The sequence below is a fragment of the Rhodopseudomonas sp. BR0M22 genome (assembly GCF_010907035.1).
Classification (GTDB): domain Bacteria; phylum Pseudomonadota; class Alphaproteobacteria; order Rhizobiales; family Xanthobacteraceae; genus Rhodopseudomonas.
The window spans coordinates 14,321-27,746 of record NZ_QUMK01000077.1 but is presented as its reverse complement, the minus strand read 5'-3'; the positions used below and the strand labels follow the sequence as shown (position 1 = coordinate 27,746).

General features: G+C 64.4%; 12 protein-coding genes. 9 read left to right on the top strand and 3 right to left on the bottom strand.

Annotated elements, in window-relative coordinates; all coding sequences use genetic code 11:
- From DY468_RS21070 to DY468_RS21060, 3 genes are all read right to left on the bottom strand, one after another.
- Positions 1–994, bottom strand: a 994-nt coding sequence (locus DY468_RS21070; RefSeq protein ID WP_246701073.1) for an ABC transporter substrate-binding protein, incomplete at its 3' end; no start/stop codon positions are given.
- Positions 985–2,034 (bottom strand): ABC transporter ATP-binding protein, encoded by a 1,050-nt coding sequence (locus tag DY468_RS21065; protein WP_164607036.1) that lies wholly within the window; start codon positions 2,032–2,034, stop codon positions 985–987. The genes DY468_RS21070 and DY468_RS21065, both read right to left, overlap by 10 nt.
- Positions 2,031–3,032, bottom strand: a complete 1,002-nt coding sequence (locus DY468_RS21060; RefSeq protein WP_205512572.1) for an ABC transporter ATP-binding protein — start codon at positions 3,030–3,032, stop codon at positions 2,031–2,033. Before DY468_RS21060 ends, DY468_RS21065 begins: the two co-directional genes overlap by 4 nt.
- Positions 3,033–3,406: 374 nt before the next feature.
- On the opposite strand from DY468_RS21060, the gene DY468_RS21055 reads away from it, so the two are divergent.
- The 9 genes from DY468_RS21055 (at position 3,407) to anfK (ending at position 13,403) form a co-directional block, all read left to right on the top strand.
- The gene (locus DY468_RS21055; protein ID WP_164607034.1) at positions 3,407–4,222 is read left to right on the top strand and encodes a GntR family transcriptional regulator; all 816 of its coding nucleotides are present in this window, start codon (positions 3,407–3,409) and stop codon (positions 4,220–4,222) included.
- A 305-nt stretch (positions 4,223–4,527) separates the two neighbouring features.
- Complete coding sequence (locus tag DY468_RS21050; RefSeq protein WP_164607032.1) at positions 4,528–5,340, top strand: amino acid kinase family protein; 813 nt, start codon at positions 4,528–4,530, stop codon at positions 5,338–5,340.
- A gap of 9 nt (positions 5,341–5,349) precedes the next feature.
- A complete protein-coding gene (locus DY468_RS21045) occupies positions 5,350–6,180 on the top strand; it encodes an amino acid kinase family protein (RefSeq protein ID WP_164607030.1) in 831 nt (276 codons plus the stop codon).
- A 174-nt stretch (positions 6,181–6,354) separates the two neighbouring features.
- On the top strand, positions 6,355–6,876 hold the full coding sequence (locus tag DY468_RS21040; RefSeq protein WP_349644313.1) for a hypothetical protein: 522 nt from the start codon (positions 6,355–6,357) through the stop codon (positions 6,874–6,876).
- A gap of 3 nt (positions 6,877–6,879) precedes the next feature.
- Positions 6,880–8,565: a sigma-54 interaction domain-containing protein gene (locus DY468_RS21035; RefSeq protein ID WP_246701072.1), complete on the top strand. Its 1,686-nt coding sequence runs from the start codon at positions 6,880–6,882 to the stop codon at positions 8,563–8,565.
- A gap of 540 nt (positions 8,566–9,105) precedes the next feature.
- Positions 9,106–9,933, top strand: coding sequence for a nitrogenase iron protein (gene nifH / locus DY468_RS21030; RefSeq protein WP_110784737.1), 828 nt, complete (start codon positions 9,106–9,108; stop codon positions 9,931–9,933).
- Positions 9,934–9,982: 49 nt separating this feature from the next.
- Positions 9,983–11,551, top strand: coding sequence for a nitrogenase iron-iron protein, alpha chain (gene anfD, locus DY468_RS21025; RefSeq protein ID WP_164607026.1), 1,569 nt, complete (start codon positions 9,983–9,985; stop codon positions 11,549–11,551).
- Between the two features lie 12 nt (positions 11,552–11,563).
- The gene (gene anfG, locus DY468_RS21020) at positions 11,564–12,004 is read left to right on the top strand and encodes a Fe-only nitrogenase subunit delta (RefSeq protein ID WP_164607023.1); all 441 of its coding nucleotides are present in this window, start codon (positions 11,564–11,566) and stop codon (positions 12,002–12,004) included.
- Positions 12,005–12,017: 13 nt separating this feature from the next.
- The gene (gene anfK / locus DY468_RS21015; protein WP_164607021.1) at positions 12,018–13,403 is read left to right on the top strand and encodes a Fe-only nitrogenase subunit beta; all 1,386 of its coding nucleotides are present in this window, start codon (positions 12,018–12,020) and stop codon (positions 13,401–13,403) included.
- The last annotated feature ends 23 nt before the right edge of the window (positions 13,404–13,426 follow it).

Here is a 13,426-nt window from a genome sequence, read left to right as displayed (position 1 = left end):
CCCAGTGGGTGCTCGGCAGCGTCATCCGGGCCGGTTCGCCAAGGCCGCTCAGCGCCGCCTTGACGAAGGCTTCGCGATCGAGCGCGAAGTTGATCGCCTGACGAACCTTGACGTTGTCGAGCGGTGCGCGGGCGTAGTTGAAATACACCTGGATGCAGTAGAGCGTCGGCGACGACACCATCTTGAGATCCTTGGCGCGCTCGATCACCGGCTTCAGCCGCGCCGGCAATTGGAACGTCATGTCGTTCTGGCCGGCGACCACCGAGCGCAGCGCAGTGGCGTTCTCCGGGATGATGTTGAACTCGATGCCGTCGAGGAACGGCCGGCCCTTGCGCCAGTAGCTCTCGTTACGGGCGACGACGATGATCTCGTTGTCGTTCCAGCGCACGAACTTCCACGGGCCGGCCCCGACCGGCTTGCGATCGGTCTCGTTGCCGAGCGCCTTAATGTTGGTCGGCGACACCATCATGCCGGCGCGATCCGACAGGATCGCCGGCAGCGAGGTGTCGGGATTCTTCAGCTTCAACGTCACCTGAAGCGGGCCGGTGACGTCGACGGATTCGATCGTCAGCAGATCGGACTTGACGTTGGAGCGCTGGTCGGAGCGATTGCGATCGAGGTTGAACTTGACCGCCTCGGCGTCGAGTGGCGTGCCGTCGTGGAACTTGATGCCCTCGGAGAGGTCCAGCACCATGGTCGTGGGATTGGGATACGACCACTTCGCCATGCCGGGCTTCGGCTTCAACGTGTCGTAGTCCCATTCGACGAGCGTATCGTACATCGTCCACAGGATGCTGTGATCGGAGCCGGCGCCACCGGTCGCCGGATCGAGCGACGACGGATTGGCGGGTGCTGCGACCTTGAGAATGCCGCCGGCCTTGGCGGCCAGCACTTCGCGCGGCAATCCGAGCACGCCGGCCGCAGCGGCGCCGCCGAACAGCGCCAGAACATCGCGACGGCGTAAAGTGCGGTTTCCCAGATCAATCACACGCATGTTGGTCCTCCCATGACTGTTGTCTTTTCTGATTGTCGTTGATCGGGTGGCGGACCTTCGGCGGTCGCGAAATGACAGGCGACGCGGTGTCCCGGCCTGACCTCGCGCCACGCCGGCACCTCGGCGGCGCAACGCTCCTGCACCGAGGGGCAGCGGGTGCGAAACCGGCAGCCGGATGGCGGCGCCACCGGACTCGGAATCTCACCTTCGAGAATGATGCGGCGGTCGACCCGCAGATGCGACGGCAGCGGGATCGGCTCGGCCGACAGCAAGGCGCGCGTGTAGGGATGCAGCGGATGCTCGATCACGTCTTCGGCGGGGCCGAGCTCCATCAACTTGCCGAGATAGGTAACGGCGATCCGGTCGGAGATGTGCGACACCACCGAGATATCGTGGGTGATGAACACGTAGGTGAGACCGAACTCGCGCTGCAGATCGGCGAACAGGTTCAGCACGTCGCCGCGGATCGAGACGTCGAGCGCTGCCACCACCTCGTCGCAGACGATCACTTTGGGACGCAACGTCAGCACCCGCGCGATGTTGACGCGCTGCTTCTGTCCGCCGGATAGCTGATGCGGATAGCGATCGGCAGCTTCCGGCGATAGGCCGACCCGCTCCAGCGCCGCGATGCCGCGGCGGCGGCGCGAGGTCGCATCGCCCTCGCCGACGATCTCCAGCGGCTCGATCACGCTGTCGATGATGGTCATCCGCGGGTTGAGCGCAGCGTTGGGATCCTGAAACACGATCTGGTAGTCGCGGCGATGCTTGCGGAACGCTTTGGCGCCGAGCGCCGCGGGATCGACTCCCTGATGCAGGATCTGCCCTTCTGTGGGCTTCAGCAGCGACACCAAAGCGCGTCCCAGCGTGGTCTTGCCCGATCCGGATTCGCCGATGATGCCGAAGGTCTCGCCGGTGCGAACCTCGAAGTCCATGCCGTCGACGGCCTTGACGGTGTCGTGGCCGTCACGGGTGGGGAACAGGATGCGCAGATCGCGCACCGCAATGATTTCGCTCGGATCGGCCGGAGCTGAATGTGTCAATTCACCGCTCCCCGCAAAGCCAACTCGGTCGCGCGCCAGCAACGTGCGGCATGGCCGGCATCGACCTCGATCATCGCCTGCTCGCGCTCGCAGCCGGCCGCCGCATGGGCGCAGCGCGCGCGAAAACGGCAGCCGGCCGGCATCGCATTCGGCGATGGCACCCGGCCGGGGATCGACGACAGCACGCCGCGTCGGGCGCTGAGCCCGGGCAACGAACGCAACAGGCCTGACGTGTAAGGATGGCGCGGCCGCGTCAGCACGTCGTCGACCGGCGCATCTTCGACGACTTCGCCGGCATACATCGTGATCATCCGGGTGCAGGTTTCGGCGACGACACCGAGATCATGAGTGATGAAGATCAGCGCAGTACCGGTTCGCTCGCTCAACGACCGCAACAGGTCGGTGATCTGCGCCTGGACGGTGACGTCGAGCGCCGTGGTCGGCTCGTCGGCGATCAGCAGCTTCGGCTTGCAGATCAGCGCCATCGCGATCATCACGCGCTGCCGCATGCCGCCCGAGAGCTGATGCGGATACTCGTCGCAGCGCCGCTCCGGCGCCGGAATGCCGACCTCGCGCAGCGCCTCGATCGCGCGGTCGCGGCCCTCGGCCCGGCTCACCGGAAAATGTACCCGATAGGCTTCGCTGATCTGATCGCCGACGGTGAACACCGGATCGAGCGCGTTCATCGGCTCCTGGAAGATCATCGCGATGTCGCGGCCGCGCACCGCTCGCATCCGCCGCGGCGACAGCTTCAACAGATCGACGCCGTCGAACACGATCTCGCCGCGCACCTGCGCATTGTGCGCCGGCAGCAGCCGCAGCAGCGACAGACCCGTCACCGTCTTGCCGCAGCCGCTCTCGCCGACCAGCCCGACGCGTTCGCCGGGCGCAATCGAGAAGCCGACGTTGCGCGTGATCGGCAGAGCACCGCCGGCGGTCGCGAACGACAGCGACAGATCGCGCACCGCAAGCAGCGGCGCCGCGACGCCAGTCGGCAAGGCTCCTCGGTCACGCGCGATGGCTTGATCAATCGACACCACCGCGTCAGCTCTCGACGCGGGCGTGGGCGACAGTGATCGCCGAAGCGAACAGCTTGCTTTCAGGAAGTCGATGCGACGCTGCGAATGTGCAACGCACCTCGGGCCCGACATGTCGGGTGCGGGTTCGCATCTGCGCGAACGTCATCGCGACTACCTCCCTTGATCCGCTGCAATGCACACGCGGTCCGTCGCTTGGTCCAGCTTTGCGCCGGTATCTGTCCGGCGACGGCGGGGCCATCAAAGGGCACCGGTTGTCGATTGTCAACAATCGACTGTCGCGCTACGAAAGAGAACGCAAACGCGGCCCGCCGCTGGACAGCCGAGGAGACAACATGGCAGCGACAACCTATCGCAGGCCGGCGGGCGACGATGAGGCCGCACCGGTTGGCCGGTTCTCTCTTCGCACACTGCCCGATCAGATCGCCGAAGAGCTCGGCGCGGATATCGTCTCCGGACGGCGCAAGGCCGGTGAGCGCTTGGTCGAACTCGACCTCGCGCGTGACTTCGGCGTGAGCCGCGGCCCGATCCGCGAAGCGATCCGCATTCTCGAACGGCGCCGCCTGGTCGAACTCAACCCGCGGCGCGGCGCCTACGTCAAACCGCTGTCACTGAAGTCGGTCGCCGACCTGTTCAACGTCCGCACCGCGCTGTCGATGCTCGCAGTACGCACGATGGCGACCTCGCCGATCGAGAGTTTTGTCGAGACGCTGGCGCGGCGTGTCGACGAACTGAACTCAGGGGTCGAGATCGACGATCCGCTCAGCTTTGCCCGCACCACGACGCGCGCGGTTCGCACCATCGCACGCGGCTCCGGCAACGAGCTGCTGGTCGAACTGCTCGCCGACCTCGCCAATCAGACGGTGTGGACGACGATCTGGAAATCACCGCTCGATTATCAGACCCGCAAGGTCCGGCGACACAGTGCCGACCTGATGGCCGCGACCCTCCGCGCGATCCGGCAGCGCCGCCCGAATGCAGCCGAGACGCACTACCGCGAACTGCTCGAAGGCGACCGCGACCGGGCGCTTGCGACTCTGTCGCGTATGCGCGGCGAAGCGATCGACTTCAGCGGGATTGCCCCCGCGGACAGCACCGTGCCAGCGCCGCCGAAGGCGCGCACGCCAAGCCGTCCGTCGGCCCAGCCCTGACGGTATCCCTCGGCAAGTGGCGATTTTATCGTCAGCACGGGCCGCAGCGGTATTCGGTGCGGGCGTCATCACCAACAACTATATAACGCATTGAATTTGCTCATGAATAATCCGTATTCCCAATTGACGGAATAGTTGTTTCGCGGCAGGGTTTCAGCCGTTCCCATGCGGAACCACCGTTACCAAGCGTGACGGTCGCGCTGCCACGACGGCCGAGGCGATGCCTCCCCGAAGACCTCTGAGAAAAGCCGTCCCGGACGATGTCGGCGTCCGGCATTGCCGTTTGTATTCATAAGGAAACTTTCATGGCCCATTCCCCAGCGGAGCTCGAAGCGCTGTTGATGCAGCGATCGATGTCCGATCCCGAGCTGTTAGCTGCCACCGAAGCCGCAGCGGATTACCGCATCCTGCCGGACGCCACAGTGATCAAGATCGGCGGCCAGAGCATGATCGATCGTGGTCGAGCCGCCGTCTATCCGCTGGTCGAAGAGATCGTTTCGGCGCGCAAGGACCACAAGCTGTTGATCGGCACCGGCGCCGGCACCCGCGCGCGACATCTTTACTCGATCGCGGCGGGGCTGAACCTTCCGGCCGGCGTGCTGTCGCAGTTGGGAGCTTCGGTCGCCAGCCAGAACGCCGAGATGCTGGGCCAACTGCTCGCCAAGCACGGCATCTCGTCGGTGGGCGACGCCGGGCTGTCGGCGGTGCCGTTGTACCTGAAGGAAGTCAACGCGGTGGTGTTCTCGGGCATGCCGCCCTACGGGCTGTGGATGCGCTCCTCCGCCGACGGCGTGATCCCGCCGTACCGCACCGATGCCGGCTGCTACTTGATGGCCGAGCAGTTCGGCTGCAAGGCGATGATCTATGTGAAGGACGAAAACGGCCTCTACACGGGCAATCCCAAGACCGACAAGAACGCGACCTTCATCCCGAAGATCTCAGTCGACGAAATGAAGGCCAAGGGCCTGCACGATTCGATCCTCGAATTCCCGGTACTCGACCTGCTGAAGTCATCGCGCCATGTACGCCAGGTCCAGGTCATCAACGGCCTGGTGCCGGGCAATCTGACGCGCGCGCTCGCCGGCGAGCACGTCGGCACCATCATCACCGCGAACTGAGGATCGACCATGGCTGATACCAACCACATCAAGCACGTCGCCTCGCCGCTCGCGCGCCAGACGCTGCTCGACAACAACCTCACCCGACCGGTCGCCGGCAAGAAGCCGATCCGCATTCTGCCCTGGCTGCAGGTCGTGAAGATCGGCGGTCGTTCGATCATGGATCGCGGCGCGGAGGCGATCCTGCCGATCGTCGACGAACTGCGGTCGCTGCTGCCAGAGCATCGTCTGCTGATCCTGACCGGCGCCGGCGTCCGCGCGCGGCATCTTTACAGCGTCGCGCTCGATCTCGGCCTGCCGGTCGGCTCGCTCGCACCGCTCGCCGCCAGCGAAGCCGGCCAGAACGGTCACATCCTGGCGACGTTGCTGGCGCCGGAGGGCGTGTCCTACGTCGAGAAGCCGACGGTGGCGAACCAGCTCGCGATCCATCTCGCCGCAACCCGCGCGGTGGTGGCGAGCGCCTTCCCGCCCTATCACAACCACGAATTCCCAGGCGCGCGGCTGCCGCCGCATCGCTGCGACGTCGGCGCCTTCCTGCTGGCGGACGCGCTCGGGGCCGCCGGCCTCACCATCGTCGAGGACGTCGATGGCGTGTTCAGCGCCGATCCGAACGGCCCCGGCGGCGACAAGGCCGAGCTGATCGCCGAGACCAGCTATGCCGATCTGGCCAAACACGACGGCACGCTGCCACTCGACCGCGCGCTGTTCGATGTGATGGCGAATGCCCGCCACATCGAGCGGGTGCAGGTCGTCAACGGCCTGAAGCCCGGCAAACTGACCGCGGCGCTGCGCGGTCAGCACGTCGGCACGGTGATCAAGACCGGCGCGCAGCCGGCCTGACGCTTGCGACACGGAGGCGCGCAGCTTTTGATGCAGCGCGCTTTCATCTCGCGTCGCTTTTGCTATCCTGCTGACGGTGCCGCGCCGTAAGCGCCCGCCGTCATCAGGAACGAGGGTTCCAACCATCTGCAACTCGACCGCATATTCTGCGAGTCGACGGTTGGAGCCTGCATGATGTCGATCGCACGCGCCCGGAAGGCCGCGATCATTCCGATCCTTCTCGGACTTTCTACCAGCACGGCCGTGGCCGCGGAGCCGAACGGCTGCGCCGCCTTCAAATGGCCGATCGATCGGGAGCGCGCGAGCTTCTCCGCGCCTGATCGCACCCAACTTCACTCGGGTCAGACGTTGGACGCGCGGCCAAGCGGCGCGATCGTCCTGTCCTTGAAGCCCGCCGCCGACGCCGCTCTGCCAAAGCAGCCCGGACGCAGCTCCGCGCCGGAGCGCTTCGCCGGCTTTTTCCGTGTCAAGCAGGTCGGCACTGCCGGCAGCTACACGGTGGCGCTGTCCGCGGCCGGTTGGGTCGATGCCGTTGAGAGCGACCATGTTTTGAAGCCGACCGGCTTCAGTGGTGCCCCGACTTGCGATGGGATCCGCAAGCTGGTGCGCTACGAGCTGTCCAGCGGCGAGCTGCTGCTGCAACTCAGCGGCATCAGCACTTCAACGATCACGCTGACGATCCTGCCGGTGGAGTGAGCGATGCCGATGGCCCAAAATTCCCGCCGAGCTCCTGCCGCCCCCATCGCGCCCGAGCCGCCCAAACGTCTCGCACCGCTGGACCTCGGCGGCGAACCGGAAGGATTCGTCGACGAATTCACCCACTGCTTCACCGGCGAATGCCGGGTCAACGTGCTGCAGATCCTGTTTCGCATCAATCAGGTGCTGACGCAGAACGCCGACCTCGCCACGCTGGTGTCGATCATTCTCGACGGCATGCGCCAGCAGATGCGGATGCAGCGCGGCGTGATGATGCTGTACGATCGCCACTCCGACGCGATCTTCATCCACGACAGTTTCGGACTGACCGAGGAAGAACGTGGCCGCGGCATCTACGCACCCGGCGAGGGCATTACCGGCAAGGTGGTCGAGACCGGCAAGCCGATCATCATCCCGCGGGTGATCGACAACCCGGATTTCCTCGATCGCACCCGCGCCCACAACAAGGGCCGCAAGCAGGACAAGCTGGCGTTCTTCTGCGTGCCGATCGTGCTCGCCCAAAAGGTGCTCGGCACGATCTGCGCCGAGCGCGTCTATATGAATCAGCGCCTGCTGAAGCAGGACGCCGAGCTGCTCGCCATGGTCGCCTCGCTGATCGCCCCGGCGGTCGAACTCTATCTGATCGAGAACGTCGACAAGGTGCGGCTCGAGGCCGAAAACCGCCGGCTGAAAAGCGAGCTGAAACAGCGTTTTCGACCGGCCAATATCATCGGCAATTCGAAGCCGATGCAGGACGTCTACGCCATGGTGCACAAGGTCGCCTCGACCAAGGCCACCGTGCTGCTGCTCGGCGAAAGCGGCGTCGGCAAGGAGCTGGTCGCGAGCGCCCTGCACTACAACAGCCCGGTCGCCGACGGCCCCTTCATCAAGGCGAACTGCGCGGCGCTGCCGGAAGCGCTCGCGGAAAGCGAACTGTTCGGCCACGAACGCGGCGCCTTCACCAGCGCGGTGGCAACCCACAAGGGCTATTTCGAACAAGCCTCGGGCGGCACGATCTTTCTCGACGAGGTCGGCGAACTCAGCTTGCCGACGCAGGCCAAGCTGCTGCGCGTGCTGCAGGAACGCACGTTCGAGCGCGTCGGCGGCGCCAAGCCCGTGAAGGTCGACGTCCGGATCATCGCCGCCACCAACCGCAACCTCGCCGAGATGGTCGCCGAGGGGACTTTCCGCGAAGATCTGTTCTATCGGCTCAACGTGTTCCCGATCACGATCCCGCCGCTGCGTGATCGCGGCTCCGACGTGATCACCCTCGCCGACCACTTCGTCACCACCTATTCGGCCGAAATCGGCAAGCCGATCAAACGGATCTCGACGCCGGCGATCAACATGCTGATGAGCTATCACTGGCCCGGCAACGTCCGCGAGCTGGAGAACGTGATCGAACGATCGGTGATCCTGGCCGAAGAAGGCGTGATCCACGGTTACGATCTGCCGCCATCGCTGCAGACACCGACCGAGACCGGCACCGGCTTCAGCGGCACGCTGGAAGACCGTGTCACGGCGGTCGAATACGAAATGATCGTCGAGGCACTGAAGGCCTCGAACGGCAATGTCGGCCAGGCCGCCACCGCGCTCGGCCTGACGCGGCGGATGCTCGGCCTGCGGATGGACCGCCACGGCCTGACCTACAAGACGTTCCGCACCGCTGGGCTCCGGCCGCGGAACTGACACCTTCTCATCTTGTGCATCGAAATGTCCAACGGCGGCTCTCACGAGCCGCCGTTTTGCGTTGGTGCAGAGCGTTGGTGCAGAGCGTCCGCGCAATCGACCACCCGGTAACTCTGGGCACCGAAATTTACGCCAGACGTGACTTTCCCCGAGCCCGGCGCAAACCGGCCGGAAGTTACGGTTCGCGTCACGCCTCTTCGAGATTTTACGTCAGACGAACATTTCGATTGCCGGCTCGCGACGGAGAGTTGAGGCGCCGCCTCCGCGGGCCCTGTCCGCGTCGTCGTCGCCGCCGAACACAGTGACCAATCCACGGGCGTTCTCGGCGCTCGCTCGTCAGACCTCATCATCGCATCATCTCGGATGCCTGCGAACGCTTAGCATCCGTCGCCCGCGGCCCGCATTCGGCTTTTTCCCTTTCGCGTACTTCCGATGTCGCGCCGAGGCGTGCGCGCACGTTGGCACGCCCGTTGCTCTTAACGATAGCGAGGCGATGGACAACTCATCGTCCTGATCAACTCATCGCAGGAGTTTCAGCAGATGACGCGCAAGGTGGCGATCTACGGCAAGGGTGGCATCGGAAAATCGACGACCACTCAGAACACGGCGGCAGCGCTCGCGTTCTATCACGACAAGAACATCTTCATTCACGGCTGCGATCCCAAGGCCGACTCCACCCGCCTGATCCTCGGCGGCAAGCCGCAGGACACCGTGATGGACACGCTGCGCACGCTCGGCGCCGAGAAGGTGACGCTCGAGAACGTGGTGAAGAGCGGCTTCAAGGACATCCGCTGCGTCGAATCCGGCGGTCCCGAGCCGGGCGTCGGCTGCGCCGGCCGCGGCGTCATCACCGCGATCGACCTGATGGAGGCCAACCAGGCCTACACCGACGATCTCGACTTCATCTTCTTCGACGTGCTCGGCGACGTGGTGTGCGGCGGCTTCGCGATGCCGATCCGCGACGGCAAGGCGCAGGAAGTCTACGTCGTCGCCTCCGGCGAGATGATGGCGATCTACGCCGCCAACAACATCTGCAAGGGCCTCGTCAAATACGCCAAGCAGAGCGGCGTGCGGCTCGGCGGCATCATCTGCAACAGCCGCAAGGTCGACGGCGAGCGCGAATTCCTCGAGGAATTCACCGCGGCGATCGGCACCAAGATGATCCACTTCGTGCCGCGCGACAACATCGTGCAGAAGGCCGAGTTCAACAAGAAGACCGTCACCGAGTTCGATCCCGAGGCCGATCAGGCGCTCGAATACAAGCAGCTCGGCGCCGCGATCATCGACAACAAGGACTTCGTGATTCCGAAGCCGCTGACGATGGATGAACTCGAAAAGATGGTCGTGAAATACGGCCTGATGGACTGACCTGCGCACCCCGCGCCTGACGGCGTACTTCCCGCACGAGGACAACAAGATGCCATATCACGAGTTCGACTGTTCGAAATGTCTCCCCGAACGTAAGAAGCACGCCGTCACCAAGGGCACCGGCGACAATCTCGCCACCGCGCTTCCGCTCGGCTATCTCAACACCATCCCGGGATCGATCTCCGAGCGCGGCTGCGCCTATTGCGGCGCCAAGCACGTTATCGGCACGCCGATGAAGGACGTGATTCACATGAGTCACGGCCCCGTCGGCTGCACCTACGACACCTGGCAGACCAAGCGTTACATTTCCGACAACAACAACTTCCAGCTCAAATACACCTTCGCCACCGACGTTCGCGAGAAGCACATCGTGTTCGGCGCCGAGGGCCTCTTGAAGCAGAACATCATCGAGGCGTTCAAGGCCTGCCCCGACATCAAGCGGATGACGATCTACCAGACCTGCGCCACCGCTCTGATCGGCGACGACATCAACGCGGTCGCCGCCGAGGTGATGGAGGAGATGCCGGACGTCGACATCTTCACCTGCAATTCGCCCGGCTTCGGCGGCCCCAGCCAGTCCGGCGGCCACCACAAGATCAATATCGCCTGGATCAACGACAAGGTCGGCAACGTCGAGCCCGAGATCACCTCGGACTACGTCATCAACTATGTCGGCGAGTACAACATCCAGGGCGACCAGGAGGTGATGCTCGACTATTTCACCCGGATGGGCATCCAGGTGCTGTCGACCTTCACCGGCAACGGCACCTATGACGGCCTGCGGGCGATGCACCGCGCGCATCTCAACGTGCTCGAATGCGCCCGCTCGGCCGAATACATCTGCAACGAGCTGCGCGTGCGCTACGGCATCCCGCGGCTCGACATCGACGGCTTCGGCTTCGAGCCGCTGTCGCAGTCGCTGCGCAAGATCGGCATGTTCTTCGGCATCGAAGACCGCGCCGAGAAGATCATCGCCGAAGAGACCGCGCGCTGGAAGCCGGAACTCGACTGGTACAAGGAACGGCTGAAGGGCAAGAAGGTCTGCCTGTGGCCGGGCGGCTCCAAGCTGTGGCACTGGGCGCACGCCATCGAAGAGGAGATGGGCGTCAAGGTCGTCTCAGTCTACACCAAGTTCGGCCACCAGGGCGACATGGAGAAAGGCATCGCGCGCTGCGGCGAAGATGCGCTGGCGATCGACGACCCCAACGAACTCGAAGGCCTCGAGGCGCTGGAGAAGCTGCAGCCGGACATCATCTTCACCGGCAAGCGCCCCGGCGAAGTCGCCAAGAAGGTGCGCGTCCCGTACCTCAACGCCCACGCCTATCACAACGGCCCGTACAAGGGCTTCGAAGGCTGGGTGCGTTTCGCCCGCGACATCTACAACGGCATCTACTCGCCGATGCATCAGCTCTCGGGCCTCGACATCTCGAAGGACGAGATCCCGACCGATCGCGGCTTCGTCACCCAGCGCATGCTGTCCGACGCCAAGCTGCCGGAAGAGATCGCCAAGTCGGAGAGCCTGCGCCGCTACACCGGCAAGGACGACATCATCGCCGACCTGCGCAAGAAGAACCCGCCCTACTTCACCCCGATCGTCAAAGCCGAAGCGGCCGAGTGAGACGAGAGCCCCATGACCAAGATCACCTACAAAGTCACCTCGGAGCATCCGTTCCCGGCCGACGCCGCCGCGGCGGCCGCCTCGCTCGCCGCCTACGAAGCACTCGACGACGTCACCAAGGCCCGGGTCGACCAGATGGTCGACTGGATCATGAAGAACTGCCTCTGGCAGTTCCACTCGCGGGCCTGGGATCGCAAGCGGCAGAACGAGGGCATTCTCGGCATCGCCGCCAAGCTGCTCGCCGGCGAACCGTTCACGCCGGAGACGCCGGAGGACCGCTGCTACTGGGTCGATTCGGTGACACTGCAGCGCGCCTATCAGGCCACCTGTCCGTGGCTCGCCACGATGTCCAAGGACGACATCAAGGCGCTGATGAAAGAGCTGCACGCCCGCATCGACTATCTCACCGTCACCGGCTCGCTCAACGAAGAGCTCACCGACAAGCACTATTGATTGGACCCTCGCCATGAACTGTCAATTCAAGCCGAAGGACCGGATCGGCACCATCAATCCGATCTTCACCTGTCAGCCGGCCGGCGCACAATACGCCTCGATCGGCATCAAGGACTGCATCGGCATCGTCCACGGCGGCCAGGGCTGCGTGATGTTCGTCCGCCTGCTGATTTCGCAGCACCTGAAGGAGAGCTTCGAAATCGCCTCCTCGTCGGTGCACGAGGACGGCGCGGTGTTCGGCGCGCTCGACCGCGTCGAGGAAGCGGTCGACGTGCTGCTGATGCGCTATCCCCACGTCAAGGTGGTGCCGATCATCACCACCTGCTCGACCGAGGTGATCGGCGACGACGTCGACGGCGTCGTCACCAAGCTGCAGGAAGAACTGCTCGACGTGAAGTATCCGGACCGCGAGGTCCATCTGATCCCGATCCACTGCCCGAGCTTCGTCGGCAGCATGGTGACGGGCTACGACGTCGCGGTGCGCGACTTCGTCAAGCACTTCTCCAAGAAGGACAAGCCGAGCCTGAAGATCAATCTGATCACCGGCTGGGTCAATCCGGGCGACGTCAAGGAGCTCAAGCATCTGTTGGCCGAGATGCAGGTCGAGGCCAACGTGCTGTTCGAAATCGAGAGCTTCGACAGTCCGCTGATGCCGGACAAGAGCGCGGTGTCGCACGGCTCGACCACGATTGCCGAGCTGACTGCGACTGCGGACGCGCAAGGCACCATCGCGCTCAACCGCTACGAAGGCGGCCAGGCCGCGACCTGGCTGCAGACCCGCTGGGACGTGCCGGCGGTGATCGGCCCGACCCCGATCGGGATCCGCAACACCGACACCTTCCTGCGTAACGTCAATGACATGACCGGCAAGCCGATCCCGGAATCGCTGGTCAAGGAACGCGGCGTCGCGCTCGACGCCATCACCGACCTCGCCCACATGTTCCTGGCCGACAAGAAGGTGGCGATCTACGGCAACCCCGATCTCGTGCTCGGTCTCGCCGAATACTGCCTCGATCTCGGCATGAAACCGGTGCTGCTGCTGCTCGGCGACGAGAACGCCGGCTACGAGAAGGACCCGCGGATCGCGGCGATCAAGGAGAATGTCGACTACCCGATGGAGATCATCACCAACGCCGACCTGTTCGAGCTCGAGGACCGCATCAAGAACGGCCTCGAACTCGATCTGATCCTCGGCCACTCCAAGGGACGGTTCGTCGCGATCGACTACAACATCCCGATGCTGCGGGTCGGCTTCCCGACCTACGACCGCGCCGGCCTGTATCGCTATCCCGTCGTCGGCTACGCCGGCGCGACCTGGCTCGCCGAACAGATGGCCAACACGCTGTTCAACGACATGGAGGTCAAGAAGAACCGCGAATGGATCCTGAACGTGTGGTGATCACGGTCATGATCTCGTCCGGC

Excerpts from the sequence above, each read along its gene's own strand:
- DY468_RS21045 (WP_164607030.1), top strand. The coding sequence starts at position 5,350 with ATGGCTGATACCAACCACATCAAGCACGTCGCCTCGCCGCTCGCGCGC.
- DY468_RS21035 (WP_246701072.1), top strand. The coding sequence starts at position 6,880 with ATGCCGATGGCCCAAAATTCCCGCCGAGCTCCTGCCGCCCCCATCGCG.
- anfK (WP_164607021.1), top strand. The coding sequence starts at position 12,018 with ATGAACTGTCAATTCAAGCCGAAGGACCGGATCGGCACCATCAATCCG.
- anfG (WP_164607023.1), top strand. The coding sequence starts at position 11,564 with ATGACCAAGATCACCTACAAAGTCACCTCGGAGCATCCGTTCCCGGCC.
- nifH (WP_110784737.1), top strand. The coding sequence starts at position 9,106 with ATGACGCGCAAGGTGGCGATCTACGGCAAGGGTGGCATCGGAAAATCG.
- anfD (WP_164607026.1), top strand. The coding sequence starts at position 9,983 with ATGCCATATCACGAGTTCGACTGTTCGAAATGTCTCCCCGAACGTAAG.
- DY468_RS21050 (WP_164607032.1), top strand. The coding sequence starts at position 4,528 with ATGGCCCATTCCCCAGCGGAGCTCGAAGCGCTGTTGATGCAGCGATCG.
- DY468_RS21040 (WP_349644313.1), top strand. The coding sequence starts at position 6,355 with ATGTCGATCGCACGCGCCCGGAAGGCCGCGATCATTCCGATCCTTCTC.
- DY468_RS21055 (WP_164607034.1), top strand. The coding sequence starts at position 3,407 with ATGGCAGCGACAACCTATCGCAGGCCGGCGGGCGACGATGAGGCCGCA.